This window comes from Mycobacterium sp. (assembly GCF_035499775.1).
GTDB lineage: Bacteria > Actinomycetota > Actinomycetes > Mycobacteriales > Mycobacteriaceae > Mycobacterium.
Window position 1 is genome coordinate 1 of the sequence record NZ_DATJYB010000103.1, and the last position, 25,908, is coordinate 25,908.

Here is a 25,908-nt window from a genome sequence, read left to right on the forward strand (position 1 = left end):
GCGGTGATCGATGGCGCCGTGCGCCCAGATAGTTCGATGACCCGGCGAGTGCGGAGAGCCTCGAGATGGGAGGTGCGAAAGCCCGCTGCCCCCGGATGGGGCGAGCCCACCCCGATGTGAACGTTTTCGCATTCGCCGCCAAACTCCGTCGCCATGCCCGTGAGCGAAGCCCTCACGGCCCCCGTGATCGATGCCCATCCCCACACCGCGAGTGGGCCGTCCGCCACGACGAGTGAATGACCCGCCCCGAGGTACCGACCAACCCGCCTAGCGAATCCCTCAAGGTCGACGCCGCGGTCGTCGACCCAGCAAACAAAACCGATCTGCCGACCGGTGAGCCGGTGGCTGAGCACACGTTCGGCCCGCGCGATGTCGACACGTTCCCCAGCCAGCAGTGCCCGCACGACATCGGCGCGCTCGACTCTTGCCTGGTTCTGGCGCCGGTCGAGTTCAGCGACGTACTCGGCAGCCACCAGGCTGGAGATGCGGTCGATGTAGCGAAACCCGAACCGCTCGAGATCGATAAACGTCCTCAGCGCGACAGCGGGGTCGTCAATCAAGTCAGTGAGCGAGTCGGAAAGCTTCTCGGTGAAGTACTCATGACCCAACCGGTAAAACCGCAGCATCACATCGACGCTGTGCCCTCGTGATGCCATTGCTCGCGCGTGTTCAAGCGCCGTTACCGGCGCCTCCACAGCCGCTACGTCGATCCCATGACGAACCATCGAAAGGACCGCTTCGAGATTCGACGAGCATGATCCCAGGGTCAAACCGCGAAGCTCGGCATCCCCGCCGACCTCCGGAATCCGCTCGACTAAATAGGTCAGCATGTCGTCAGCCAGGCTGGACACGTTCGCCAGCAGAGACGCCGCGACCCTTCCGGCGACCGCCCCGTGGGCCGGCTGTGGCGGGTCCATATCTGCACACTAACGTCGACCGAATAGAGCCGACCGTTCACGATCGACGCAGCATTGGCGTTGTTACCTGGCTGAGGCGCGAAGACCGGTCGGCCAGTCCGGCCGACCCCTCATCGAAAAACCGTGCCACCCATCGGAACCATTGCCGCGACACACTCGTCTCGGCGGCCGCGTCAGCGGGTTTACAATCATCCACCAAAATCCGATCGACCAACGATCGCCTGGCCATGAATTAGGACAGCACAGGCGAGGAGTTACCAGGCGGGAAGGGGTTCGTCCCGACCGGCTACCCCGGTCTGCCGAACCGTTGGAGCAAGGGACTAGCACTAGGGGGTTTGAAAGCCACATCTTTGGTCTCGCAGTAGTGCCCCCGGCAGTAGTGCCCCCGGCAGGATTCGAACCTGCGACACCGGCTTTAGGAGAGCCGTGCTCTATCCCCTGAGCTACGAGGGCGGACTGGCTGAGCTTACCGGGCAGAAGAGGGCACCACGATCACCGCAGCTCGGCGATCACCTTCCCGAAGTTGTCAGTGTGGTTGTCCTGCACGGTGAAGGAGGTGACGCCGTATCTCTCGCGGTACAGGGACAACCTGTCGGCCATTCCGCTAGGCGACCCGGTGAGCACCGAGGTCAGCTCGAGTATCTCGTCGTCGGACAGGTCGGTGGCGTACCTACGGGTCATCGACAGGTCGGGCATCGTCTCGCCCTCGGCCGGGACGGCGGTGATCGCCAGGTTCAGCTCCAGCGGTTCGAACCGGTCACCGGCGGCATTGCGGACGAACTCGACGCGCTCGGCCAGCGGGTCGTCGGCGTCGTTCACCCGCGAGCCGGTCAGCCCGATGATGTCGGCATGCCGAGCCGCCAGGGTCAGCACTCGGTCGCCGTTTCCGGCGATCAGCAGCGGCGTCGTCGGATGGTGCTCTTTGAGGTACTTCGTCATGTGCTCGAGGTAGTCGACGCGAGCTCCGGCGCTGGGGTAGGGCAGCTCGGCGGCGTCGAATTCCTCACGCGCGTAACCGGTGCCCAGCCCGATCTCGAGCCGCCCGTCACTGAGCCGGTCCACCGCCCCGAGGTCTCGGCTCAGCAGGGCCGGCTTGTAGAAGGCGGCGTTGAACACGTATTGGCTCAGCCGGATCTTCGAGGTCACCATCGCCACGGCGGTCAGCGTCGGAATCGGTGCCGCCGCGCCCAGATGGTCGGGCACGCAGATGACGTCGAACCCAAGGTCTTCGGCCCGCTTCGCCTTGTCCTCCAACGCCGCGCGAGATTTGAAGAACCGGATGCTCAGCGCAAAGCGGAAATCCTTGGCCACAAATAACCTCCGTTAAACGATCTAAATAACTCTTACCAGGACCGCGCCGCGGCGACCAAGCCCTGCACCAAAGAAGTCGTCACCGGCGACCAACCGTCGGCGCCCGGGCTCGGACTGCGCGGGCTGAGGCCCCTGACCCGCACCGACAGCTCCAGCTGCGTGCCGCCCTCGCGGACCCGGTTGACCGGGTTGTCGGGATGCAGTCCGCGCAGTTCGCGGGGAATGGCGTCGAGGTCGGTGACGACCTCGTATCCGGGCAGCGTGATGTGCCGGGCCAGGTGCGCGGCCAGTGCACGGTTGCGGCCTCCGGCCAGCAACTGGGTGCTACGCCCTATGCGGCCATAGCCGTGCAGTGAGATCGCGACGTCGACATGGTCGAGGAACGCGGCCAGCCGCGGCGACTCGTCGGGGTGGAAACGCGCCGACGGCAGGTGATGCGGGTATCGGTCGGGATGCCGCAGCAGGTACACCGAACCCCCAGCAGCCTCGGCGGCGCGCTCGGCGATCGCGTCGGTCATCTGCTCCAGGCCGCCGCCGTGAATGGCGAGAAAGCCGAAACGCGAACGCAGTTGGCTGATCTCGACCACGCCGGGTTCGCCCAGCAACGCCGAAAGTGATTGCGGCCCATGCCCGGACGGCGATAGCGGGCGCGGCCAATGCGCGGGGTCCCAGCGATGCAGGAAGTCGATCCAGCTCTGCGGCAGCCCGTGATATGTAGCGCCGTCGATGATCCGCGGCAGATAGCCCTCCCGCGGTGGACCCGGAGTCACCCGGCGGTCGATGTACACCCAGGCCGGCGACGGCCCGACGTCGGTGTGCACGGTCAGCCGGTCGCGCCGGTAACGCACCGGTACGCCCTCCGCGCTGTCCAGGGTGGCCAGATCGCGGTCCGACACCTGCCAGAGCACCCCGTGCACCTGATTGCCGGCGAACGGCTCGACGGTCGCGACGCCGCGCTCGTTGATCAGCCAGTCGTGATCGTCGAGGACCGCGGGCCGGGGATCCGTCGCGTCGGGGCAACGCGCCGCCATTTGCTTGACGCACAGGTTGGATCCGTATGCGAAATAACGGTGCTGACTGGCGGGCAAATCTTGAAGCAAGCTAACTCCGCATACGACGACAACGCTCTATCCTGCCGTACTCACGTGGCTCCCGTCACCGTCAGATAGATCAGGACGATGTTGAGCAGACAGACACCCACCGCGACAGCCCAGCCGACGACGGTGGTGATGGGATGGTTCGCGTCGGCGCCCATCAACTTGCGGTTACTGGTCAGCCGCACCAGCGGCAGCACCGCGAACGGTATCCCGAAGGACAGCACGACCTGGGAAAGCACCAGCGTGCGGGTGGGATCGAAGCCCAGCGCCAGGACCGCCACGGCGGGGATCAGCGTGATCAACCGGCGCGCCAGCATCGGAATCGACCGCTGCAGCAATCCCTGCATGATCATCGCGCCGGCATAGGCACCCACCGACGCCGACGCCAGGCCCGACGCGAGCAGTCCGACCGCGAACAGCACCGCGATGCTGGCGCCCAGCGTGTCGTGGATGGCGGCGTACGCGCCCTCGATCGACGCGCTCACACCGTGGTTCTGCAGGTTGATCGCGGCGACCAGCAGCATCGCCGCGTTGACGGTCCCGGCGACCGCCATCGCCAGCACGACGTCCACTCGGGTGACTCGCAGCAGGTGGCGCCGATCTTGCCCTTCGTCGGGATGTCCGTGCCGGTCGATCGCCAAGCCCGAATGCAGGTACACCGCGTGCGGCATCACGGTGGCGCCCAAGATGGCGGCGGCCAACAGCACCGTCTCGGTGCCGCGGAACCGCGGCAGCAGGCCGCCGATCACATCGCCGGGCGGGGGAGTCGCGACGAAGAAACTGGCCGCGAAACCGAGCGCGATGACCAGCAGCAAGCCGGTGATGACGCGTTCGAACAGCAGCTGGCCGCGGCGATCCTTGATCGCCAGCAGCAGCAGCGACACCACCCCGGTGATCACCCCGCCCATCAGCAACGGCAAATTGAACAGCACATGCAGGGCGATGGCCCCGCCGACCATTTCGGCGACGTCGGTCGCCATCGCCACCAGTTCGGCCTGCACCCAAAACGCGAGCCGCAGCGGACGGCTCATCTGCTTGCCGATCGCCTCGGGCAGCGACCGCCCGGTCACCAGCCCGAGCTTGGCCGACAGGTACTGCACCAGACCCGCCAGCACGTTGGCGACGACGATGACCCACAGCAGCAGGTAGCCGTATTTCGCGCCGGAGCTGACGTTGGCAGCGACGTTGCCGGGATCGACATAGGCGATGGCGGCTACGAACGCCGGACCGAGGAGATACCAGCTCGTTTTGAGCGAGGCCTGAGTGCCCTCCGCCACCGTTTCGACCCTCAATCCCAGTTGCCCGATAGGAAATTGAGGTTAACGAAGGGTACAAAGCAAATGCAAAAGCCCCTAATTCGAATGCCAATTAGGGGCTTTTGCGTCTCGCGCTGTTGCGCCGGTCAGGCTATGGCGCCGAACCCGCCGCGCGGGGAGGTATGAAAGCCGGACCCTCCAGGTCCGCCGGCGTCAGGTCCGCCGGCGCCGGGCGCACCCGGGCCACCCGGCCCGCGGGGCTCACCAGGCCCGAACGTCCCCGGCTCACCAGGACCGCGGCGGCCATCCATACCGGGCGGGCGAGGTCCGGGCGCGCCGGGACCGCCGGGGCCGGGCTGACCGGGGCCTGGCTGACCGGGGATGGGTTCGCGGGGGATGACCAGCTGACCCGGGTCGGCCGAAGCGACGGCGGGTCCCACCAGGATTCCGCTGAGCGCAAGGCCAACCGCGCACAGGACACTCGCCGACAGAGTCCGAATCTTCGACATTTCCAAAACTTCCTTCCGCTTGGGGGAACTGTTTCCTCAGGAAGGCCTGTGTTGTCGACGCTGACCAGGCCCGGCGGCAACACCGCCGCAAATCGTCATACCGCGATGACAGTCATACATGGTTGACAATCGGAAGGGTAAGCCTCGCCGCCTATACTGTCAACCATGGTTGTCACACCGGGCGATGCCGGCTTTCGGTCGCCGCAGACAGACCTCGGCACCGCGCTGCGGATGGCCTGGTGGAGCTATGTCCATCGGGTCGATACCGAGATGGAGGCTAAGGGCTTCCCGGAGCGCAGCAACTCGATGAACTACGTGTTCGCCCTGTACGCGCAACCGGGACCGATTTCGATATCGGAGATGGGGCGATTGTTCGACATCAGCCGCCAGGCCGCCAGCAAGGTCGTCGCCGAACTGCGCCAACGGGGCTATGTGCAGACCATCCCGTCGACCACCGACCAGCGCGAGAAAGCCGTCGAACTCACCGACAAGTCAATCGAATTCGTGACAGCGCGGCTCAAAGCAGCGGGCGAGCTGGACCAGGCGATCCGGGCACGCCTCGGCGCCGCGGCCCTGGATCAACTGAACAAGGCTCTGGAAGTTTTGGGCGACGTAGCAAGGGGCGCAGGTGATTTCGATCCCGCCAACCTCTATCGGTCACCCAAGCTGTGGTGAGATGAGCCGCTAAGGCGCATATAACCCGCGACCGGTGACCAACGGCAGGTCAAGGGTCGTCACGATCCCGGGCGCGGCGGCCACCACCGCCGGGATGGCGTTGACGACGCGCATCGCGGTGGCGACCAGTCCGGCGTGGTTGTGGTCGCCGTTGCGACTGCTCAGGCAGATGTCCACGGCGTAGGAGGGTTCGCCGGTGATCTCGACCCGGTAGCAACCGCCCTCCTGCGCGGGCTGCGGCCACTCCGGGCACAGATCCTCGCGCAACCGGGTGACGTGCTCGAGCACGACGGCAGGTTGGCCGCCGACCATCCCGCGCACCTCGAACCGCACCGCCGCGGCGCTGCCTTCGGGAATATGCCCGGAGGCGATGTCGAAGGCTTCCGGCGCCGCTTCCCGGACATAGGTTTCGGTGACCTCGTCGAGCGAGATACCAAGGCCCGCAGCAAGTTGCCGGACGACCGAGCCCCACGCCAGGCTCAGCACGCCGGGCTGCAACAGCATCGGGATCTCGTCCGTCGGCTTACCGAATCCCATCACGTCGAACATGACGACGGCGCTGTCGTAGGTCGCGTAGTCGACGATCTCCATGCAGCGCACCTGCTGGATGCTCTGGCAGGTGCCGGCCAGTGCCAGCGGCAGCAGGTCGTTGGCGAAGCCTGGGTCGATACCGTTCACATACAGACTCGAATTGCCTTCGCGGGCCGCATCTTCCAGCGGCTTGATGAGCTCGTCGGGCAGTACCTGCCACGGCCACTGCAAGAAGACCGGGCCGCTGCCGACGACGTTGACGCCGGCCGCCAGGACGCGCCGATAATCTTCCAGCGCCTCGGGCAGCCGGTTGTCGGCCATCGCGTTGTACACGGCGCATTGCGGCCCGGTGGCGAGCACAGCGTCCAGATCGGTGCTGGCTGTCACGCCAGCCGAATCCGCAAGTCCGGCAATCTCCGCGGCGTCCTTGCCCGCCTTGGCATCCGACGACACCCAGACGCCGGTGAGCTCGAACTCGGGGTTGGTGATCAGCGCGCGCAGCGAGTGGATGCCAACGTTGCCGGTGCCGAGTTGGACGACGGGTATGGCCATGACGGGCTCCTTAGGGTTGGTGTCTGCTCGCCCATCAGAGGTCGGGCACGGGGATGTCGAGATTGGGGAAGGTGAGGCCGCCGTCGACCTCCAGCGTCTTGCCGGTCAGGAAGCTACCGGCCGGCGACGCCAAATATACTGCTGCAGCCGCGATGTCGACGGGATCGCCGAGTCGGCGCATCGGCGTCACCTTCTCCATCGGCGCGCGCAGCTCGTCGTTGGCGGCCACCACGTCCAGTGCGGAGGTCAGGATCGACCCGGGTGCGATGGCGTTGACCCGGATGCGGGGGCACAGGTCCAGCGCCGCCAGCCGCGTGTAGTGAGACAGCGCCGCCTTGGCGGTGCCGTAGGCGGCGAAGCCACGTCCGGCCAGCCGCCCCATGGTCGAAGTGATGTTGATGATGCTGCCGCCGCCGGAATGTTCGAGCATCAGCGGCACGGCCGCGGTGGTCAACGCATGCGCGGTAGCCACATTGAAAGTGAACGCATCCTTGAATTCTTTTGTCGACGTGGTTAACAACGTGTTAGGCATTGTCCCGCCGACGTTGTTCACGACAATGTCTATCTTTCCAAAAGCTTCGACAGTTTGACCGGCCAACTGCGCGGTTACCTCGGGATGGGCCAGGTCGGCCTCGACGGTGTAGGCCCGTCGGCCGGTGGCGCGGATCTGTTCGGCAACGGCATCTAGTTGAGACTGCGTTCGCGAAGCGATGACGACATCTGCTCCGGCCTCGGCGAAAGCCAGCGCGATGGCCGCACCCAACCCGCGGCCGCCACCGGTGATGACGGCGACTTTGTCGTCGAGACGGAACCTGTCAAGGATCATTGCGGCCTCTCTTTTTCAGCGTGCGGCCGAAACGGTCACACGCCTCGCCGCTTCGGATGACTGCTTTTCTGTAACAGGTTCTAGTTTGACATACCGGTGTCGCGATGTAACGGGCGCCATCCACGGGGTCCTGCGCGTGGCTACTCTAGCTATAAGCAATAATCGCCCAAAGCAAATGTCGAAGGTCACACGTTAGTAATGTAACGTCATGCCCGCAGGCAGTCAGCTGGTTGTCGAGTTAGGAAGTGAATTGAAACTCAACCGATTTGGCGCCGCTCTTTGTATCCTGGCCGTCTTTGCACTCGTGTTGTCGGGCTGTGGCAGCGACAACAACGCAACCGGGGGTAGCTCAGCGGGCCAGTCGTCGGCGGCGAACGTGAATTGCGGCGGGAAGCAGAAATTGAAGGCCAGTGGGTCGACGGCTCAAGGCAACGCGATGACCCGGTTCATCAAAGCGTTCGAACAGGCCTGCCCGGGTCAGTCGGTGGACTACACGCCCAATGGCTCGGGCAACGGCATCTCCGACTTCAACGGCAAGCAAACCGATTTCGCGGGCTCGGACTCACCTTTGAGCAAGGACGAGGCCACAACGGCGCAGCAGCGCTGCGGTTCGCCGGCGTGGAATCTGCCGGTGGTCTTCGGCCCGATCGCGGTCACCTTCAACCTGAACACCGTGAGCTCGGTGAATCTCGATGGTCCGACGCTGGCGAAGATTTTCAACGGCACCATCACGTCGTGGAACGACCCCGCTATCCAGGAGCTGAACAAGGGCTTTACGTTGCCCGGTGAGCCGATTCACGTCGTGTACCGCAACGACGAGTCCGGGACCACCGACAACTTCCAGAAATACCTGGACGCCGCTTCCGATGGCGCGTGGGGCAAGGGCGCCGGAAAGTCGTTCAAGGGTGGTGTCGGTGAGGGCGCCAAGGGCAACGACGGCACGTCGGCGGCCATCAAGAGGACCGAAGGGTCGATCACCTACAACGAGTGGTCGTTCGCCCAGGGGCAGCACCTGAACATGGCCAAGATTGTCACGTCGGCCGGAACGGAGGCCGTCGCGATCAGCACCGACTCGGTCGGCAAGACGATCGCCGGGGCCACCATCTCCGGTGAGGGGAATGACCTGGTGCTCGACACCAACTCGTTCTACAAGCCGACGCAAGCGGGCTCGTACCCTATCGTGCTGGCAACCTACGAAATCGTCTGCTCGAAGTATCCGGACTCTCAGGTCGGAACGGCGGTCAAAGCCTTCCTGCAGTCCACCATCGGTGCCGGTCAAAATGGCTTGGGGGACAACGGATATGTCCCGATCCCGGACGCGTTCAAGTCGAGGCTGTCGGCTGCGGTCAACGCGATAGCGTGATTTGACGTCGTCATGGCCCCAGGACCGCTAGCCAGGCCGCACGGCCCGAGCGCAGCAAAGCCCGCGCTCGCGGCTCCCGATGCGCGCGCGGCACGGCGGGGTGACCGGCTGTTCAAGTGGGCCGCCGGCACTTCCGGCTCCATGATCGTGGCCGCGATCGTGCTGATCGCGGTATTCCTGCTGATTCGTGCCGTCCCGTCGTTGCGCGCGAACCACGCGAACTTCTTCACCAGTGCGCAGTTCGACCCCACCGACGAGAAGAACCTCGCCTTCGGTATCCGCGACTTGTTGATGGTGACGGTACTCAGTTCGACGTGCGCGCTGGCGTTGGCCGTGCCGGTCGCGGTCGGGATCGCGGTGTTCCTCACCCAGTACGCGCCGGCGAGGTTGTCGCGTCCGTTCGCCGCGATGGTGGATCTGCTGGCTGCGGTGCCCTCGATCGTCTTCGGCATGTGGGGAATCTTCGTGCTGGCACCGAAGCTCGAGCCGCTCGCCAGGTTTCTCAACCGCAATCTGAGCTGGGTCCACGTGTGGAAGTGGCATCCGTTCGCGGAGGGAAACGTATCTCTGGCCGGCGGCGGCACCATCTTCACCGCCGGCATCGTGCTGTCGGTGATGATCCTGCCGATCATCACTTCGGTGTCACGAGAAGTGTTCAGGCAGACCCCACATATGCAGATCGAGGCGGCGCAGGCGCTCGGCGCGACCAAGTGGGAAGTGATCCGAATGACCGTGCTGCCCTTCGGGCGCAGCGGTGTGATCGCGGCATCCATGCTGGGTCTGGGACGTGCGCTGGGCGAAACCGTGGCGGTGCTGATCATTCTGCGTTCCTCGACCCGCCCGGGGAATTGGTCGCTGTTCGACGGTGGTTACACGTTCGCCTCCAAAATCGCCTCCGCCGCCTCGGAATTCACCCAGCCACTGCTGACCGGTGCCTACATCTCAGCCGGATTCGCACTGTTCGTCCTGACGTTCGTCGTCAACGCGGCCGCCCGCGCGGTCGCGGGCGGGAAGGTCAACGGGTGAGCGCGTAATGAGCATCAATACACTCGACCGGCCGGTGAAACTGGGGGTAGTACGACCGCTGAGCATCCGACGGCGGATCAAAAACCACCTCGCGACAACGTTTTTCCTCGCCTCGTTCGTCGTCGCACTGGTACCGCTGGTCTGGGTGCTGTGGGTCGTGGTCGCGCGCGGCTGGTACGCAGTCACCCACTCGGGCTGGTGGTCCCACTCACTGCGCGGCGTGCTACCCGAGGAGTTCGCCGGCGGCGTGTACCACGCGATTTACGGCTCGCTGGTACAGGCCGGAGTGGCGGCCGTCCTCGCCGTGCCGCTGGGCGTGATGACCGCGGTCTACCTGGTGGAATACGGGTCTGGCCGGCTGGCGCGGGTTACCACCTTCATGGTCGACGTGCTGGCCGGGGTGCCTTCGATCGTTGCGGCGCTGTTCATCTTCAGCCTGTGGATCGCCACCCTGGGATTTCAGCAGAGCGCTTTCGCCGTGTCGTTGGCGTTGGTTTTGTTGATGTTGCCGGTGGTGGTCCGGGCCACCGAGGAGATGCTCAGGCTGGTGCCCGACGAACTGCGAGAAGCGAGCTACGCGTTGGGTATTGCGAAATGGAAGACGATCGTGCGGATCGTCTTCCCGATCGCGATGCCGGGGATCGTCGCCGGCGTCTTGCTGGCCCTCTCGCGCGTCCTGGGTGAGACCGCGCCGGTGCTGGTGCTGGTCGGGTACAGCCGGTCGATCAACACCGACATCTTCCACGGCAACATGGCCTCGCTGCCACTGTTGATCTACACCGAGCTCAACAATCCGCAACACGCCGGCTTCCTGCGGGTCTGGGGCGCGGCGCTGACCCTGATCATTATCGTGGCAGCGATCAATCTGGCTGCCGCCGCGTTCCGGTTCCTGACAGCACAACGCCGCACGGGCGCCGGCACGCGCCGAGCGGGCGGGGCTCGGCTCAGGACTTCGCCGCCGCTTTCTTTGCGGGCGCTTTCTTGGCGGCCGCCTTCTTAGCGGGCGCCTTCTTCGCCGGCTTGCTGTCGCCCGAGCGGGCCTTCACGCTGGCTTCCAGCTTGGCAAGCAGGTCGGAGACATCCTCGGTCTCGTCCAGCTCGGTCGGTTGCTCCTCAGTGGTAAATGCTTCCCCGCCTTCGAGTTTCGCGTCGACCAGCTCCTGCAGCTGCTCCTGATAGGTGTCTCGGTAGCGGTCGGGATTGAACTCGTCCGCCATCGACTCCACGACCTGCCCGGCCATCTTGAGCTCGGCCGGCTTGATCTCGACCTTCTTGTCCAGCACCGGAAAATCGGGGTCGCGGATCTCGTCGGGCCACAACAGGGTGTGTATCACCATCACCTCGCGCTTGCCGAAATCCTTGACGCGCAACGCCGCCAGCCGGGTCTTGTTGCGCAGCGTGAAATGCACGATCGCCATCCGGTCCGTGTCGGCGAGCGTCTTGGCCAGCAGCACATACGATTTGGACGACTTCGAATCCGGTTCCAGGAAGTAGCTGCGATCGAACAGCATCGGGTCGACTTCGCTGGCCGGGACGAATTCCAGTACCTCGATCTCGCGGCTGCGCTCTTCGGGCAACGTGGCGATGTCGTCGTCGGTGATCACCACCATTCGCCCGTCGTCGGATTCGTAGGCGCGGGCGAGATCAGCGTATTCGACGACTTCGCCGCATACCTCGCACACGCGCTTGTACCGGATGCGTCCGTTGTCCTTGGCGTGCACCTGATGGAACTTGATGTCGTGGTCCTGGGTGGCGCTATACACCTTGACCGGCACGTTCACGAGCCCGAACGCGATTGAACCCTTCCAGATGGAGCGCATTCTGTCAGTATGCCCACAGTCGGGCGAGCAGACGCAAAAGCCCCTGTTTCGGCACGAAAACGGGTGCTTTTGCGTTCCCCCGCAAGCGGGAGGTGCCCCCAGCTCGCGAGACTAGCCGATCGCCGGTGAAATACCATGGCGGAGCCAATGATTCAGATGCCGCAGCGGGTCGGCGCCGACGGTCCGAACCATTCGGCCGGGGTTTTGTCGCGTGTCGACGCAGCCACCGCTTTAATGGGACTGCTGAACGTTTGCTGGTCTTTGCCGAAGCGAGGGGCGTGGAGGGGACACCATTCGGCCGCTACCGGTTGATCGAGGTGCTCGGCCGGGGCGGCATGGGTGAGGTGTGTCGTGCGTTCGACACCGAAACCCAACGCGTGGTCGCCGTGAAGGTGCTGCCGCCGAATCTGGCCAACGATCCGACGTTCGAGCGGCGATTTCGCCGGGAGGCGTTGGCGGCGGCCGGTCTGACCGACCCGCATGTGGTACCGATCCATCATTTCGGTGAAATCGAGGGCCGTCTCTACGTCGACATGCGGCTGATCGAGGGCCGCGACCTGTAGGCCATCCTCGCCGAGGGGCCCCTGGCGCCCGAACGCGCGGTGGCGATTGTCGAGCAGGTCGCCTCGGCGCTCAACGCCGCTCATCGGGTCGGGTTGGTGCACCGCGATCGCCACCTCGGCCGGTTCGGATGCCGTGGCGATCAGCGCCGATTCGGTCGGCAAGACGATCGCAGGTCAAGGTAACGACCTGGTGCTTGACACCCTGTCGCTCTACCGGTCGTCGCAGCCCGGCGCTTATCCGATCGTGCTCACGACTTACGAGATCGTCTGCTCGAAGTATCCGGACGCCCAGGTCGGCGCGGCCGTCAAGGCGTTCCTGCAGAGCGCGATTGGTGCCGGCCAAAACGGCTTGGCGGACGTCGGATATATCCCCATTCCGAACGCGTTCAAGCCGAAGCTGGTGACAGCGGTCAACGCCATCGCATAGGGCTCGCGCCACTTAAGCGCCGGCGCGCGAGACGGTCGATGCGGCGGCCAGACTCGCCGCCTCAAGCGCCGTCGTCAGCGCGTCCAGCCCGATCTCGCGCAGCGCGCCGCGCTGCATGCCGCCCAACAGATCCTGTGACCAGAGTGTGTCGAGCAGACCGACCATGAACGCATCGCCGGCGCCGACGGTGTCCACCACCCGAACCTGGCGGGCGGCCACCCGGGCTTCGCCGGCCGCGCAGAACGCCATCGAGCCCCGATCTCCCATGGTCAGCACGACAATCGCGGGCCCCGTAGCCAGCCAGGTCCGCGCGGTCAACTCCGGCGGCTGTTTGGGATTGAGCCAGCGCAGATCCTCGTCGCTGGCCTTGACGACGTCGCTGCGCTCGACGAGATGTTCGATCCGTTCCCGCGCCTGGTCCCGGTCGACGATCAGCGACGGACGTACGTTCGGATCGAAGGTGACCGTCGCCGAGATGCGATAAGCGTCGAGCAGCGCCGCGACGGCCAAGCACCCCGGTTCGCGTACCGCGGCGATGGATCCGGTGTGCACGAAAAGCGGTGGCGCTACCTCTGGTATGCCGGACAGCTCCCACTCCAAGTCGAACGCATAGCCGGCCGACCCGTCCGCGGCTATCGTCGCCACCGCACTCGGCGTCCGGGCGGCCGTGACACTACCCGGAACAAGTTGTGCGCCAGCGGATTCGACGTATTCGGTGATGCGCCGGCCAGGTGCGTCGTCGCCGATGTGGGTGAGGAAATCCACCGCGCGACCCAGCTTGGCCAAGCCGACGGCGACATTCAACGGACTTCCGCCGACATGCTCGACGTTCCCGTCGACGGTGTCTATCAGGGCTTCGCCGATCACCAGTCCGCGTGTCATGACGCCTCCCCGTGCAGCAACACCTCCAGGGTTGCCCGCGCCCCGCGAGTGTGCAACGAATCCAGCGCCCAACGATACGGCTCCACGAACCGGGGCACCCGCGCCAGGTTCCCGAATAGCGCCGTGTTCTCGATGAAAGCGCTCCGCCGCACCCGCTGCGACTGCGCGAGTGGCACCAGCGTGTCCGCGAGGTTGTCGACGACCTCGATCGGTTCGCCCTGCTCGTCGACGCCCTCGGCGTAGCGGGCCCAGCTTGCCACCGTCGCCGACGCCAGTCGGACGGGTCCGCCGCTGGCCAGGTTGTCGCGGATCACCGGGAGCAGCCACTTGGGGATGCGGTCCGACGAGTAGGCGCACAACCGCGCCACCGTGTCGCCCACGCCCGGGTTGGCGAACCGCTCGACCAGCTCCCGGGAGTAGGCCGGCAGATCGATACCGGGCACCGGGCGCAGCGTCGGCATCGCCTCGGAATCGAAATAGGCCAGCAGGAATTCGGCGAACAGCGGGTCGCGCGCGGCGTCGTGCACCAGGCGGTACCCACACAGCCAGCCGAAGTAGCACAGGCACTGGTGGCCGGCGTTGAGCAGCCGCAACTTCATCGCCTCGTACGGGCCCACATTGTCGACCACCAGCACGCCCGCTTCCTCGAGCGGAGGTCTGCCGTCGGCGAAGTCGTCCTCGAGCACCCAGCTGGCGAACGACTCGGCGACCACCGGCCAGGCGTCGGCGACGCCGAAGTCGCGCTGCACCCCGGCGATGATCTCGGCGGTGGTGACCGGGGTGATGCGGTCCACCATCGACGACGGGAACCGGACGTTTTCGGCGACCCAATGGGCCAGGTCGAGGCCGGCGCGTTCGGCGTGCGCGACGACGGCCTGGCGCGCGACGTCGCCGTTGTGCTCGATGTTGTCGCAGGACACGACGGTCGGCGCCGGGATACCCCGGGAGCGGCGTCTGGCCAGCGCTTCGGTGATTAGGCCGAACACCGACCTATCGTCCCGGACCTGGTAGCCGCCCTCGGTGATGGTCATCGAGATGATCCGCGTCGTCGGCGCGGCCAGCAGCTCGATCGTGCCCTCGCGGTCGTCGGGCGCGTAGCGGCAGTCGACGATCGAGCCGATCACCCGGGCGTCCCGGCTGCCGTCGGGATGTTCGAGGACCAGGGTGTACAGCCCGTCCTGGGCCTGCAGCACGTCTCGCATCCGGCGGTCGGCCGGCATCACTCCGACCCCGCAGATGGCCCACTCTCGCGCCAGGCCCCGCTGCAGCAACCGGTCGATGTACATGGCCTGATGCGCCCGGTGAAATCCGCCCACGCCGAAATGCACGATGCCGATTTGCAAGCCGTCGCGGTCGTAGCCCGGTATCAGCCCAACCATGCCTGTGACGGTACCGGCAGTAGGTTTGCACCATGGGAACCACGGCGCAGCAGGTGAAGCTGACCAACGCCGACAAAGTGCTCTACCCCGCCACCGGAACCACCAAGCAGGACGTCTTCGACTACTACACCGGCATCGCCGATGTGATGGTGCCGCACACCGCCGGGCGCCCGGCGACCCGCAAACGCTGGCCCAACGGCGTCGAGCAGGCCTCGTTCTTCGAAAAGCAGCTGGCGTCCTCGGCGCCCGACTGGCTGCCGCGCGCCAGCATCACGCACCGGTCCGGAACTACCACCTATCCGATCATCGACAGCCCCACCGCGCTGGCCTGGATCGCGCAGCAGGCGGCGCTGGAAGTGCATGTGCCGCAATGGCGGTTCGTCGCCGAGTGGACCCGCGGTGGCGAGACGTTAAAGCCTGGCCCGGCAACACGATTGGTGTTCGACCTGGACCCGGGTGAGGGTGTGTCGATGGGGGAGCTGGCCGAGGTGGCCCGTGCCGTGCGGGACTTGATCGCCGACATCGGCCTGACCACCTTCCCGCTGACCAGCGGCAGCAAGGGGCTGCACCTCTACACGCCGCTGGACGAGCCGGTGAGCAGCAGGGGCGCTACCGTGTTAGCCAAACGCGTTGCACAGCAACTAGAGAAGTCGATGCCAAAGCTGGTGACGTCGACCATGACCAAGAGCGTGCGGGCCGGCAAGGTGTTCTTGGACTGGAGCCAGAACAGCGGCTCGAAGACCACGATCGCCCCGTATTCGCTACGCGGCCGTGAGCATCCCACGGTCGCGGCGCCGCGCAGCTGGGAGGAACTCGACGATCCCGCGCTGCGGCAATTGAACTACGACGAGGTGCTTTTGCGGGTAGCGCGCGACGGCGATCTGCTGGCCGACGTTGATACCTCTGGCCCGGACCGGCTGTCCAAGTACCGCAGCATGCGCGACGCATCCAAGACGCCAGAACCGGTGCCAGCCGCGAAACCCGTTACCGGCCAAAACAATACGTTCGTAATTCAGGAGCATCACGCCCGGCGGCTGCACTATGACTTCCGACTGGAACGAGACGGGGTGCTGGTGTCGTGGGCGGTTCCGAAGAACCTGCCCGAGACGACGTCGGTCAACCACCTGGCGGTCCACACCGAGGATCATCCGCTGGAATACGGTTCGTTCGAGGGCAGTATCCCCAAGGGCGAATACGGTGCCGGGAAGGTGATCATCTGGGACTCGGGAACTTACGAGGCGGAGAAGTTCAACGACACCGCCGAAAAGGGCGAGGTGATCGTCAATCTGCACGGCAGCCGGATCTCCGGGCGCTACGCCCTGATTCAGACCAACGGCAACCAGTGGCTGGCGCACCGGATGAAGGACCAGAAGGTCTTCGAGTTCGACGAGCTGGCCCCGATGCTCGCGACGCACGGTTCGGTGACGGCCATGAAGGCCGGTCAGTGGGCCTTCGAAGGCAAGTGGGACGGCTACCGACTGCTGGTCGACGCCGATCACGGCGATGTGCGGCTGAAGTCCCGCAGCGGACGCGACGTCACGAAGGAATATCCCCAATTGGATTCGCTGGCCGATGATCTCGCGGAGCACCACGTGGTGTTGGACGGCGAGGTCGTCGCGCTGAACAAGTCCGGTGTGCCCAGCTTCAACGAAATGCAGAACCGCAGCCGCGCCACCCGCGTCCAGTTCTGGGCATTCGACCTGCTCTATCTCGACGGTCGCTCGCTGCTGCGGGCCCGCTACACCGATCGGCGGAAGCTGTTGGAAACGCTTTCCGGCGCAACCAATCTCACCGTTCCCAAGCTGCTCCCCGGCGACGGCGCCGAGGCGCTGCAGTACTCGTTCGAACACGGTTGGGAGGGTGTGGTCGCCAAGCGACGCGACTCCACCTATCAGCCGGGCCGCCGTTCGGCGTCCTGGGTCAAGGACAAGCACTGGAACACCCAGGAAGTCGTCGTCGGCGGTTGGCGGGCCGGCGAAGGCGGCCGCAGCAGCGGCATCGGCGCGCTGCTGGTCGGCATTCCCGGCGCCGAGGGGCTGCGTTTCGCCGGTCGGGTCGGCACCGGCTTCACCGAACGTGACCTGGCCAACCTCAAGGCGACCCTGGCGCCGCTGCACACCGACAGATCTCCGTTCGACGCCCCGCTTCCGGCGCTCGACGCCAAGCGGGTTACGTTCGTCGAGCCGGTTCTGGTCGGGGAGGTGCGCTACAGCGAGTGGACCCCGGACAACCGATTGCGTCAACCGAGTTGGCGTGGGCTGCGGCCGGACAAGAAACCGAGTGAGGTGGTGCGCGAATGAAATGGGTTACCTATCACAGCGATAGCGGCGAACGCACCGGAGTGCTCTCCGGCGACACGATCTACCCGATGCCGCCGGGTGTGACGCTGCTCGAGCTGGTCAGCTTCGGCGCCGACGGCCTGCGCGAGGCCGGCGAGGAGGCGCTGCGTGCGGCGTCGGAGGCGGTGCCGCTGAGCGGTGTGACGTTGTGTGCGCCGATCCCGCGTCCGCCGTCGGTCCGCGACTCGCTGTGCTTCCTGGACCACATGCGCAATTGCCAGGCCGCGATGGGCGCCGGGCGGGTACTCGCCGACACCTGGTACCGCATCCCCGCGTTCTACTTCGCGTGTCCGGCAACCGTCCTGGGCCCCTACGACGACGCCCCGATGGCTCCTGGAAGTGCTTGGCAGGACTTCGAATTGGAGATCGCCGCGGTCATCGGCGTGACCGGTAAAGATCTCAGCGTCGAGGAAGCCGAGCAGGCCATCATCGGCTACATGATCTTCAACGACTGGTCCGCCCGGGACCTGCAGCAGCTGGAAGGTCAGCTGGCGATCGGGCAGGCCAAAGGCAAGGACAGCGGCGTCACGCTCGGCCCGTATTTGGTCACCCCCGATGAGCTGGAGCCCTACCGTCGTGACGGCAAGCTGGACCTGCAGGTGACCGCGCTGGTCAACGACAGCGTGATCGGTTCGGGGTCCACCGCCCAGATGGACTGGAGCTTCGGCGAAGTCATCTCGTATGCCTCGCGCGGGGTGACGCTGAACCCCGGCGACGTGTTCGGCTCCGGCACGGTGCCCACCTGCACCCTCGTCGAGCATCTGAGTCTTACTGCGCTGGAATCGTTTCGGGGCTGGCTGCATGACGGCGACGTCGTCACCCTGCAGGTGCAAGGCCTGGGGGAGACCCGCCAAACCGTCCGCGCCGGCAGCGCACCGCATCCGCTGGCCCCACGGCCCAACCCGGATGCCGCCCCGGCTCCTGTTCGGGTCAACCGGGCGCCCGCTTTGGTGCCCTTCACCCGCGGGCTGCACGGGGTCGGCGAGCGGGTGTGGGCGTGGACGCTGCCGGACGGGGGATACGGCTGGAGCAACGCCGGCCTGGTCGCCGGCGACGGTGCGTCGCTGCTGGTCGACACGCTGTTCGATCTGGCGCTGACCCGCGAGATGCTCGGCGCGATGAAGCCCGTCACCGACGTCGCGCCGATCACCGACGCATTGATCACCCATTCCAACGGCGACCACACGCACGGTAATCAGCTGCTGGACGCGTCGGTGCGGATCATCGCCGCCGAGGGCACTGCCGAGGAGATCGCGCACGGCATGCCGCCGGAGATGCTGGCCATGACGCAGACCGGAAACCTGGGTCCGGTCGCATCACCCTATGCGCGAGAACGCTTCGGGCACTTCGACTTCAGTGGTATCAAGGTGCGCAATGCCGATGTGACCTTTGACCGCGAGCTGAGTATCGAGGTCGGCGGCCGGCGGGTGGACCTGCTGAACCTGGGTCCGGCGCACACCGCCGCGGACTCGGTGGTGCACGTGCCTGATGCCGGTGTGCTGTTCGGCGGCGATCTGCTGTTCATCGGCTGCACGCCGATCGTGTGGGCCGGGCCCATCGCCAACTGGGTCACGGCGTGCGACGCGATGATCGCGCTGGACGCGCCGATTGTGGTGCCCGGCCACGGTCCGGTCACCGATCCCGACGGAATCCGCGGTGTCCGTGGCTATCTCGCTCACGTGTCCGAGCAGGCCGAGGCCGCTTACCGCAAGGGCCTGTCCTGGTCCGAATGCGCCGACACCATTGACCTGGGCGAGTACGCGACGTGGCTGGACGCCGAGCGGGTCGTCGTCAACGTTTACCAGCGTTATCGCGAACTCGACCCCGACACCCCACAGTTGGAGGTGCTGGCGCTGCTGGTGATGCAGGCGGACTGGCTGGCCAAGCGCACTCGCGCGACTAATTCTTGACCGCCCGCATGAACCGGATCGTCGCGGCACCTCCCTGTCGGTCATGCTCCGCCAACTCAGGCAATCCCGCCAAGGTGAACAGGTCGGGAAGTGATGACCGCGAAGCCTCCCACCCGAGCCCCGAAAGGTGCGCGGCAACGTCGGTGTGCTCGCCGGGGTAGGTCAGCCCGGCGACGTCGAGCTTGAGCCCCTGCTGCCGCCAGCCTTCGGCCATCAGCCGCGCCTGCTCCGAAGCTTCCGGCGTGCCGGCGTTCAGCGATCCGTAGTCCGCGGAAAACCGGCTGCCAACAGCGCTCAGCGCATCGACGTTGTCCAGCAGTCGAACCTCGGCCGAAGGCGGCAGAAACCCGATCAACACCCCTTCGGCCAGCCATGCGGTGGGCTGTGAGGCCTGGAACCCGGCCGCCTGCAGTGCGATTGGCCAATCGTCACGTAGGTCGACGCCGACCGGGCGATACGCAGTACGCGCCGACGCGCCGAGCGCCTCCAACGTGGTGGTCTTGAACTCGATCACCTCGGGCTGGTCGATCTCGTACACCGTGGTCCCCGCCGGCCAGGTCAGCCGGTAGGCGCGCGAGTCCAACCCGGAGGCCACGATCACCACCTGCCGGATGCCCGACCCCCCAGCGGCAACCGCCTCGGCGAAATAGTCATCGTAGTAGCGGGCACGCGCCGCGAATGTGTCTGTCACCCGCGGAAATCCGAGGCCCCGCTCGAAATCGTCGAAATCCAGCTCACCAGCGGCCACCTTGGTGAATACGTCCAGCCCGACCGCGCGGACCAACGGCTCGGCGAACTGATCCGTGATAACCGGCTGCGGGCGCCTGGTTGCCGCCGCCCGGGCCGCCGCGACCATCGTGGCCGTCGCTCCCACACTGCTGGCCAGGTCCCAGCTGTCCCCTTCGGCGCGTGTCATGCCCGCCACGGTAGGCCGCTTCCCTGGACGTCTGCTGTGTCGCCTACGGTGCGGACATGGCTGCTGTCGAACTCGAAACGCTCGAAAACGAAATCGCTCTCATCACCCTGAACCGCCCGCGACTCCTCAACGCCATCGACGGCTCGCTGATCAACGCGATGGACGACGTCCTCGACGCCCTGGGTGAAGGCGACTTCCGGGCCGCGATCCTGACCGGCGCCGGACGCGGATTCTGCGCCGGCGCCGACCTGAGCGGCACCGGCGAGGCCTGGACCGAGCCGAAGCCCACCACCCCGGGGTTCAAGATCAGCTACGACGCCCAGGTCCGCCTGGCCGAACTGTACCTGCGGCTCTACGAGCTGCCCATCCCGGTGATCGCGGCGGTCAACGGCGTCGCCGTCGGCGGTGGGCTGGCATTCGCGTTGCACTCCGACATCCGCATCGCCTCCGAAAACGCCCGGTTCGGCTCGGTTTTCATCAAGGCGGGGTTCTCGTCGATGGACATGGGCACCAGTTACCTGCTGCCCAAGATCGTCGGCGCCGGGGTGGCGCGCGAACTCATGCTGACCGGTCGCATCATCGATGCCGACGAGGCCCGCGGCATCAGGCTGGTGCACGAGGTGGTTGCGGCCGACGACTTGATCCAAGCCGCGCTGGTCAAGGCCCGCGAGATCGCCGCCAACAACGCATTCGGCGTGTGGCAGACCAAGATTGGGCTCAACACCGCGCTGGACGCGCCCAGTCTGCGACATGCCATCGAGATCGAGAACCGCACCCAGATGCTGACCGGATTCACGAACAATCCGGCCGAAGCCGCCAAGGCGCACCAGCAGAAGCGGGCCCCGAAATGGGATTCGCTGTGACGCTTAGTGTTTCGCAAAAGGTTCGCGAGCGAGAAATTCGGTCGACTTTCTGGATTGGCGTGCCGCCGATGCTTGCAGGCAATACCTCCTGGAGAGGAAGATGGAGACGTTCTCCATCGGCACGTCAGTTGGAGAAGACGACAATGACCGCTATCAGCGCCCACACGATTGCTCTCCAGATCGCCGAATTGGCGAGGAATTTGCAGGAGCAGCGGCGCACCGATGACGTCGGCACGGCGCTCGGCAAGCTGCTGGGCACCGCCGTGAAATTCGTACCCGGGGTTGAGCATGCGGCACTCACGATGGGCGGCCGCGACGGGGTGCAGACGGTTGCGGCGACTCCCGGGTACCCAGTTCTGCTCACCGAAATTCAGCAACGCTACAAGGGCGCGTGCGGCTCCCCGACCTGGAAGGGCGATGTCATTCGCATCGACGACGTGACGGCCCATAAGCGCTGGCGGGGCTATTGCCGCGATCTTGCCACTGAGACCTCGGTCCGGTCGATCATGACGATCCCGTTGTTGGTCAACCGCCACAACATGGGTGCTCTGCACCTTTATGCCGAGCGACCCGATGCGTTCGACGCTGAATCAGAAGAATCGGCGATGATCATGGGCACTCATATCGCGCTCGCGTGGACCATGTTGCGCCATGACCAGCAATTCCGCAGCGCGCTAGCGTCCCGCGATCTCATCGGTCAGGCAAAGGGCATCCTCATGGAACGCTTCGGTATCGACGCGGTGTCCGCATTCGACCTGCTCTCAAAGTTGTCGCAGGATTCGAACATAGCCGTTGTTGATATCGCGCGCCGACTGGTCGAACCGGGACAGCCGGACTGACAAGCCGAGCTGTTGCCATGGCGCAGCAGTGCGTTATGGTGACTAAGTGCCCGCCACAGTCTCGGCGGGGTTGACCGTCCAGATCCGGCGGTAGTCAGCATCCGACACGTCCTTGCGGACGTCGTTTGTGGCGCCATGCTTTTGTGCGCCCGAAAGGTTCTGCCGCCCATGCCATTTCCCATGTCTGGCGCCGATGCGATATTCCTCATTGCCGAGACGCCGAAGCGGCCGATGCACGTGGGTGCGCTGGCGTTGCTGAGTCCCCCAGGGAACGCCGATACGCGCTACGTCCGCAATGCGTTCACCGCCGCGATGGCGCGCCAGCAGGTGGCACCGCTGTGGAGGCGAAGGGCGCAGCGCTCGCTGACCTCTCTCGGGCAGTGGCATTGGCGCACTGTGCCCAAGGTGGAACTGGACTACCATGTGCAGATCCACGCATTGCCCCGGCGGGCCGGTCTTGCCGCGCTGTGGGAGCTGGTTTCGCAATTGCATGCTGTGATGCTGGATCGCTCCCGCCCGCTTTGGCAATTGCATCTGATCGAAGGCCTGCCCGACGGGCGGTACGGGATGTACATCAAAGCCCACCATGCGCTGGCAGACGGGGTCTCGGCCATGCGGCTGCTACACCGCACCATCAGCGCCGAAGCGGATCTTCGTGGGATGCCCGCCCTTTGGGAGGTGGCCGAGCCGGCACCGCCACCTGACCCAACGACACGCTGGGATCGGTTGGGCCCGCTGAAGCTAGCCCGGGCCGTGCTTGCCGAGGCCGGAGAGGTTGCCGGCATGGCGCCGGCGCTGGCCGACACCGCCTGGCGGGCAGTGCGCCGCCGCGGAGGCCCGCTGACCCTGGCTGCACCACACACCCCGCTGAACGTGTCGATCGACAGTGCCCGGTCTTTCGCCGGCTGCACATTCCCGATCGAGCGGCTGCGATTGGTCGCTAAGCGTGCCGACGCCACCGTCAACGACGTCGTGCTGGCCATGTGCGCGGGGGCTTTGCGCAGTTACCTGATCGCCGACGCCGCGCTGCCGGCTGCGCCGCTCACCGCGATGGTGCCGGTCTCGCTGCGCGGCGCCACCGCTGACGATGTGATGCGTGGGGTTCCCGGCAACAAGCTCGGGACGTTGGTGTGCTCGCTGGCCACACACCTGGACGATCCCGGTCAGCGCCTGTCTGCCATACGGGCCGGCATGCGTGAGGGCAAGGCCGCCCTTGCCGGCCGCAGCCGGCGGCAAGTGATCGCGATGAGCGCGCTCGGCGCTGTCCCGCTCGCCTTGCCGATGATGTTGGGGTACGCGCCTGCGCCGCTGCGCCCGCCGAACGTGATGATCTCCAATGTGCCCGGCCCGCCGGGCCCGTTGTACTGGAACGGCGCGCAACTGGACGCGCTGTACCCCTTGTCGATTCCTGTCGACGGGCAGGCCTTGAACATCACCTGCACCAGCACCAATGACCGGATCGCCTTCGGTCTGACCGGCTGCCGCCGTGCTGTCCCCGCAATGAGCGACCTCACCGATCAGCTGGCTCGTGAACTGGACCTGCTCGAAGCGCAATCGGATTCTGATCCCCGGTGACGCTAACCGGATGGCGACGGCCCGCTGCGCCCGGCTTGGACTATGCGGCTTGCGATCGCCGCGGCCGCGCTTGCGGCCGCCGCTAGACCTTCGAGATCACTTTCTCCGCGAACCGCTCCAGGTTCCGGATCTTCTTCTCCAGCGGCTCGGTGTCGGGCCCGCTGATGTAGGGATACCGGAAGCCCACAATTGCGTCGGTGACGCCCTGGTCCTCCAGCCGTTTGATGCCGTCCACCGTGTAGGCGTCCATCGAGATGACGTGGATCTCGAACGGACCCGTCTTACCCGCTTCCTCGCGAAACTTCTTGACCCGGGCGATAAGTCGGTCCAGCTCCTCGGGAGAGCTGCCGCCGCCGTGCATCCAGCCGTCCAGGTGCGCCGCGCGCCGCAACGCGACATCGGCGTGGCCGCCGACCAGGATCGGGATTGGCTGGGTGGGCGCCGGGCTCATCTTCGTCTTGGGAATGTCGTAGAACTCGCCGTGGAACTCGAAGTAGTCGCCGGTGGTCAGACCCTGCACGATCTCGATGCATTCGTCCATCCGCTTGCCGCGCTTTTCGAATGGAATACCCACCAGCTCGTAGTCCTCCGGCCACGGACTGGTCCCGACGCCCAGACCCAACCGGTTGTTGGTCAGCATGGCAAGTGAGCCCGCCTGCTTCGCCGTCAGCGCCGGATGCCGGATCGGCAGCTTGAGGACGAAGAAGTTGAACCGCAGCCGAGAGGTCACTGCGCCCAACGCCGCCGTCAGCACGAAGGCCTCGACGATCTCCTTGCCGTCCAGGAACTCGCGGTTGCCGTCGGGTGTGTACGGATACTTGGAGTCCGATTCGAACGGGTAGGCGATGCTGTCGGCGATCGTCATGCTGTGGTAGCCGGCCTCGTCGGCCGCCTTGGCCAGCGGGATGTAAAACGAAGGGTCGGTGAGTGACTCCGCATAGCTGAACCGCACGTCATGCGCCTTCCGTCGACGGGCAATAACACGAGATTAGAACGTGTTCTAATTCGGCCCGCGCCGGGGTCCGGAAAACTACAGCTGGTTCTCGGGACCGATGATCGCCCAGACCGTCTTGCCGCCCGCCGTGGGAGTGCTGCCCCAGTCCCGCGACAGCGCGGCGACGATCGCCAAGCCGGACACGTCGATGCCCTTCGCCGGCGACGGCAGCCGCACCGCGGGCGTGGTGCTGGCGTCGGAGACCGCGATGGTCGCGGCCGGGCCGTCGCACTCGATCATCATCAGCGGCTCGCTGCCGGTGTGTTCCAGCACGTTCTCGATGAACACGTTGACCACCACCAGGGCGACCGGGATGAGCCCGGGTTGCGACCAGGCGGTGAACCACTCGCGGACCAGCTGGCGCGACTCGCGCAGGCTGGTCAGATGGGAGGGCAGTTGCGCGTGGGCGCGCCGAACCTTGTCCCGGGTGAGTCGGGCGACGGCCTTCAGCGCCGCTTTGTCGGTCGGATACACCGGCATCAAGCGGGCCACCCCGGTGCGTTCGATCGCCGCTCGGCTGGCGCGGTTCCCGCATGCCAGCAACAGCGGAACTTCGGGCCGTGCGTCGGCCTGCCAACGCGCGCCAAAGAAGAGCGACCAGGTCGAATCTTCGGGCACGCGCAGCGAGGTGACGTCGATGACGACAGCGGGCGGCCCGTCCAGGGTCGCCTTCCTGATGCTGTCGAGGAGCGCCGACGAGTTGGCGCTGTCCAGGACACCGTCGACGGTCAGCACGACCACCGACTGTTCCGTCCGCGAGGCGACGGCCAGCGAGCTCGGCGAATTGGCGACAGCGCTCACCAGAGCCATCCTTCCGCGGTTGCGGGACCCCCGGGGCCCATCCTGTCGTCCCGTTCCATCTCCTGCTCCTCGAACTCCTGCTTGGTCCAATTGGCGACGAATGCCGCCTCTCGGCGGCACTTCAAGTTCTAATTTCGGTTAACCGTCCTCGGTGCGAGGCGATTGACACAGTGGGTCCGGCGCGACTGGTGAGGGCTCCGGAAACCGGACGCGAGTCGGGTAGGTGCCTCGACGTTGCCAGCCGAATGCACCGACCCCCGTTACGCCGAACATGTCGTTCTCGTCGTGTCTGGTCCTCCGGTGCGAACGTCACTTACGCGGGTTACCCACTAAGGCCGCGTGGCCAACCTCCAGTGTGGATAAACGCCAGCCTAACCGGAATTTGACTGATGTCGACAGCGAAGAAATCGCGCAGCGCTCAGGCTCGCGACATCAGGTACGGTGGCGCGCCGACTCCGGCGATGGAATGGGTGCCCCATGGTGTCCGTTCGACGATGCGCGCCGGGGCACTGCGCTCGCCGACCGTCAGGGTCGCCG

Annotated in this window: 23 protein-coding genes, 1 tRNA gene and 3 pseudogenes; 11 read left to right on the forward strand and 16 right to left on the reverse strand. The window is 65.8% G+C overall.

Annotated elements, in window-relative coordinates; all coding sequences use genetic code 11:
• The 7 genes from VML93_RS07145 to VML93_RS07175 all read right to left on the reverse strand — a co-directional run.
• Positions 1–917: hypothetical protein (locus VML93_RS07145; protein WP_325609096.1), on the reverse strand; the 917-nt coding region annotated here is incomplete at its 3' end.
• Between the two features lie 37 nt (positions 918–954).
• Positions 955–1,146, reverse strand: a complete 192-nt coding sequence (locus VML93_RS07150; RefSeq protein WP_325609098.1) for a leucine zipper domain-containing protein — start codon at positions 1,144–1,146, stop codon at positions 955–957.
• A 151-nt stretch (positions 1,147–1,297) separates the two neighbouring features.
• A tRNA-Arg gene (locus VML93_RS07155) sits at positions 1,298–1,370 on the reverse strand.
• 39 nt (positions 1,371–1,409) lie between these two features.
• A complete protein-coding gene (locus VML93_RS07160; RefSeq protein WP_325609100.1) occupies positions 1,410–2,228 on the reverse strand; it encodes an LLM class F420-dependent oxidoreductase in 819 nt (272 codons plus the stop codon).
• A gap of 32 nt (positions 2,229–2,260) precedes the next feature.
• Positions 2,261–3,316, reverse strand: coding sequence for a poly-gamma-glutamate hydrolase family protein (locus VML93_RS07165; RefSeq protein ID WP_325609138.1), 1,056 nt, complete (start codon positions 3,314–3,316; stop codon positions 2,261–2,263).
• Between the two features lie 53 nt (positions 3,317–3,369).
• Positions 3,370–4,602, reverse strand: a complete 1,233-nt coding sequence (locus tag VML93_RS07170; protein WP_325609102.1) for an Nramp family divalent metal transporter — start codon at positions 4,600–4,602, stop codon at positions 3,370–3,372.
• Positions 4,603–4,732: 130 nt separating this feature from the next.
• On the reverse strand, positions 4,733–5,062 hold the full coding sequence (locus VML93_RS07175; RefSeq protein ID WP_325609104.1) for a hypothetical protein: 330 nt from the start codon (positions 5,060–5,062) through the stop codon (positions 4,733–4,735).
• A 193-nt stretch (positions 5,063–5,255) separates the two neighbouring features.
• Between VML93_RS07175 and VML93_RS07180 the strand changes: the two genes are divergently transcribed.
• On the forward strand, positions 5,256–5,765 hold the full coding sequence (locus VML93_RS07180; RefSeq protein ID WP_325609106.1) for a MarR family winged helix-turn-helix transcriptional regulator: 510 nt from the start codon (positions 5,256–5,258) through the stop codon (positions 5,763–5,765).
• Between the two features lie 9 nt (positions 5,766–5,774).
• Here the strand turns inward: VML93_RS07180 and VML93_RS07185 are convergent, their stop codons facing one another.
• Entirely contained in the window at positions 5,775–6,848 is a 1,074-nt protein-coding gene (locus VML93_RS07185) for a diacylglycerol kinase (protein WP_325609108.1), read from the reverse strand.
• 34 nt (positions 6,849–6,882) lie between these two features.
• Positions 6,883–7,674 carry an SDR family oxidoreductase gene (locus tag VML93_RS07190; RefSeq protein WP_325609110.1) on the reverse strand — a complete coding sequence of 264 codons (792 nt, stop codon included), beginning with the start codon at positions 7,672–7,674 and terminating at the stop codon, positions 6,883–6,885.
• A gap of 250 nt (positions 7,675–7,924) precedes the next feature.
• Here VML93_RS07190 and pstS point away from each other — a divergent pair, with 250 nt between their 5' ends.
• The 3 genes and pseudogenes from pstS to pstA form a co-directional block, all read left to right on the forward strand.
• On the forward strand, positions 7,925–9,037 hold the full coding sequence (gene pstS, locus VML93_RS07195; RefSeq protein WP_325609112.1) for a phosphate ABC transporter substrate-binding protein PstS: 1,113 nt from the start codon (positions 7,925–7,927) through the stop codon (positions 9,035–9,037).
• A 12-nt stretch (positions 9,038–9,049) separates the two neighbouring features.
• Positions 9,050–10,063, forward strand: coding sequence for a phosphate ABC transporter permease subunit PstC (gene pstC / locus VML93_RS07200; protein WP_325609114.1), 1,014 nt, complete (start codon positions 9,050–9,052; stop codon positions 10,061–10,063).
• A gap of 7 nt (positions 10,064–10,070) precedes the next feature.
• A pseudogene (gene pstA, locus VML93_RS07205) lies at positions 10,071–10,970 on the forward strand (phosphate ABC transporter permease PstA); the annotation flags it as partial.
• A gap of 37 nt (positions 10,971–11,007) precedes the next feature.
• On the opposite strand, the gene VML93_RS07210 reads toward pstA, so the two are convergent.
• A complete protein-coding gene (locus tag VML93_RS07210; protein WP_325609116.1) occupies positions 11,008–11,883 on the reverse strand; it encodes a Ku protein in 876 nt (291 codons plus the stop codon).
• Between the two features lie 278 nt (positions 11,884–12,161).
• On the opposite strand from VML93_RS07210, the pseudogene VML93_RS07215 reads away from it, so the two are divergent.
• Both VML93_RS07215 and VML93_RS07220 read left to right on the forward strand, forming a co-directional pair.
• A pseudogene (locus VML93_RS07215) lies at positions 12,162–12,554 on the forward strand (serine/threonine-protein kinase); the annotation flags it as partial.
• A pseudogene (locus VML93_RS07220) lies at positions 12,553–12,873 on the forward strand (phosphate ABC transporter substrate-binding protein PstS); the annotation flags it as partial. The pseudogenes VML93_RS07215 and VML93_RS07220, both read left to right, overlap by 2 nt.
• A gap of 12 nt (positions 12,874–12,885) precedes the next feature.
• On the opposite strand, the gene VML93_RS07225 reads toward VML93_RS07220, so the two are convergent.
• Both VML93_RS07225 and VML93_RS07230 read right to left on the reverse strand, forming a co-directional pair.
• Positions 12,886–13,755, reverse strand: a complete 870-nt coding sequence (locus tag VML93_RS07225) for a carbohydrate kinase (protein WP_325609118.1) — start codon at positions 13,753–13,755, stop codon at positions 12,886–12,888.
• Positions 13,752–15,134, reverse strand: coding sequence for a mannitol dehydrogenase family protein (locus VML93_RS07230; RefSeq protein ID WP_325609120.1), 1,383 nt, complete (start codon positions 15,132–15,134; stop codon positions 13,752–13,754). The genes VML93_RS07225 and VML93_RS07230 overlap by 4 nt, the downstream gene beginning before the upstream one ends.
• Before the next feature lie 32 nt (positions 15,135–15,166).
• Between VML93_RS07230 and VML93_RS07235 the strand changes: the two genes are divergently transcribed.
• Positions 15,167–17,434, forward strand: a complete 2,268-nt coding sequence (locus tag VML93_RS07235; RefSeq protein ID WP_325609122.1) for an ATP-dependent DNA ligase — start codon at positions 15,167–15,169, stop codon at positions 17,432–17,434.
• Positions 17,431–19,383, forward strand: a complete 1,953-nt coding sequence (locus VML93_RS07240; protein ID WP_325609124.1) for a fumarylacetoacetate hydrolase family protein — start codon at positions 17,431–17,433, stop codon at positions 19,381–19,383. The genes VML93_RS07235 and VML93_RS07240 overlap by 4 nt, the downstream gene beginning before the upstream one ends.
• Here the strand turns inward: VML93_RS07240 and VML93_RS07245 are convergent.
• The gene (locus VML93_RS07245; protein ID WP_325609126.1) at positions 19,373–20,299 is read right to left on the reverse strand and encodes an SAM-dependent methyltransferase; all 927 of its coding nucleotides are present in this window, start codon (positions 20,297–20,299) and stop codon (positions 19,373–19,375) included. The genes VML93_RS07240 and VML93_RS07245 overlap by 11 nt on opposite strands.
• A gap of 56 nt (positions 20,300–20,355) precedes the next feature.
• Between VML93_RS07245 and VML93_RS07250 the strand changes: the two genes are divergently transcribed.
• From VML93_RS07250 to VML93_RS07260, 3 genes are all read left to right on the forward strand, one after another.
• On the forward strand, positions 20,356–21,162 hold the full coding sequence (locus VML93_RS07250; RefSeq protein ID WP_325609128.1) for an enoyl-CoA hydratase/isomerase family protein: 807 nt from the start codon (positions 20,356–20,358) through the stop codon (positions 21,160–21,162).
• On the forward strand, positions 21,147–22,001 hold the full coding sequence (locus tag VML93_RS07255) for a GAF and ANTAR domain-containing protein (RefSeq protein WP_325609130.1): 855 nt from the start codon (positions 21,147–21,149) through the stop codon (positions 21,999–22,001). The genes VML93_RS07250 and VML93_RS07255 overlap by 16 nt, the downstream gene beginning before the upstream one ends.
• Positions 22,002–22,169: 168 nt before the next feature.
• Positions 22,170–23,576: a wax ester/triacylglycerol synthase family O-acyltransferase gene (locus VML93_RS07260; RefSeq protein ID WP_325609132.1), complete on the forward strand. Its 1,407-nt coding sequence runs from the start codon at positions 22,170–22,172 to the stop codon at positions 23,574–23,576.
• A gap of 82 nt (positions 23,577–23,658) precedes the next feature.
• Here the strand turns inward: VML93_RS07260 and VML93_RS07265 are convergent, their stop codons facing one another.
• From VML93_RS07265 to VML93_RS07275, 3 genes are all read right to left on the reverse strand, one after another.
• Positions 23,659–24,528 carry a TIGR03619 family F420-dependent LLM class oxidoreductase gene (locus VML93_RS07265; RefSeq protein WP_325609134.1) on the reverse strand — a complete coding sequence of 290 codons (870 nt, stop codon included), beginning with the start codon at positions 24,526–24,528 and terminating at the stop codon, positions 23,659–23,661.
• A gap of 78 nt (positions 24,529–24,606) precedes the next feature.
• Positions 24,607–25,380, reverse strand: a complete 774-nt coding sequence (locus VML93_RS07270) for an STAS domain-containing protein (protein WP_325609136.1) — start codon at positions 25,378–25,380, stop codon at positions 24,607–24,609.
• A 409-nt stretch (positions 25,381–25,789) separates the two neighbouring features.
• The coding region (locus VML93_RS07275; protein ID WP_325609140.1) for a DUF4873 domain-containing protein at positions 25,790–25,908 on the reverse strand (119 nt) is incomplete at its 5' end.

Excerpts from the sequence above, each read along its gene's own strand:
- pstC (WP_325609114.1), top strand. The coding sequence starts at position 9,050 with ATGGCCCCAGGACCGCTAGCCAGGCCGCACGGCCCGAGCGCAGCAAAG.
- VML93_RS07190 (WP_325609110.1), bottom strand. The coding sequence starts at position 7,674 with ATGATCCTTGACAGGTTCCGTCTCGACGACAAAGTCGCCGTCATCACC.
- VML93_RS07255 (WP_325609130.1), top strand. The coding sequence starts at position 21,147 with ATGGGATTCGCTGTGACGCTTAGTGTTTCGCAAAAGGTTCGCGAGCGA.
- VML93_RS07150 (WP_325609098.1), bottom strand. The coding sequence starts at position 1,146 with ATGGCCAGGCGATCGTTGGTCGATCGGATTTTGGTGGATGATTGTAAA.
- VML93_RS07245 (WP_325609126.1), bottom strand. The coding sequence starts at position 20,299 with ATGACACGCGCCGAAGGGGACAGCTGGGACCTGGCCAGCAGTGTGGGA.
- VML93_RS07225 (WP_325609118.1), bottom strand. The coding sequence starts at position 13,755 with ATGACACGCGGACTGGTGATCGGCGAAGCCCTGATAGACACCGTCGAC.
- VML93_RS07180 (WP_325609106.1), top strand. The coding sequence starts at position 5,256 with ATGGTTGTCACACCGGGCGATGCCGGCTTTCGGTCGCCGCAGACAGAC.
- VML93_RS07210 (WP_325609116.1), bottom strand. The coding sequence starts at position 11,883 with ATGCGCTCCATCTGGAAGGGTTCAATCGCGTTCGGGCTCGTGAACGTG.
- VML93_RS07260 (WP_325609132.1), top strand. The coding sequence starts at position 22,170 with ATGCCATTTCCCATGTCTGGCGCCGATGCGATATTCCTCATTGCCGAG.
- VML93_RS07230 (WP_325609120.1), bottom strand. The coding sequence starts at position 15,134 with ATGGTTGGGCTGATACCGGGCTACGACCGCGACGGCTTGCAAATCGGC.
- VML93_RS07185 (WP_325609108.1), bottom strand. The coding sequence starts at position 6,848 with ATGGCCATACCCGTCGTCCAACTCGGCACCGGCAACGTTGGCATCCAC.
- VML93_RS07235 (WP_325609122.1), top strand. The coding sequence starts at position 15,167 with ATGGGAACCACGGCGCAGCAGGTGAAGCTGACCAACGCCGACAAAGTG.
- VML93_RS07270 (WP_325609136.1), bottom strand. The coding sequence starts at position 25,380 with ATGGCTCTGGTGAGCGCTGTCGCCAATTCGCCGAGCTCGCTGGCCGTC.
- VML93_RS07250 (WP_325609128.1), top strand. The coding sequence starts at position 20,356 with ATGGCTGCTGTCGAACTCGAAACGCTCGAAAACGAAATCGCTCTCATC.
- VML93_RS07240 (WP_325609124.1), top strand. The coding sequence starts at position 17,431 with ATGAAATGGGTTACCTATCACAGCGATAGCGGCGAACGCACCGGAGTG.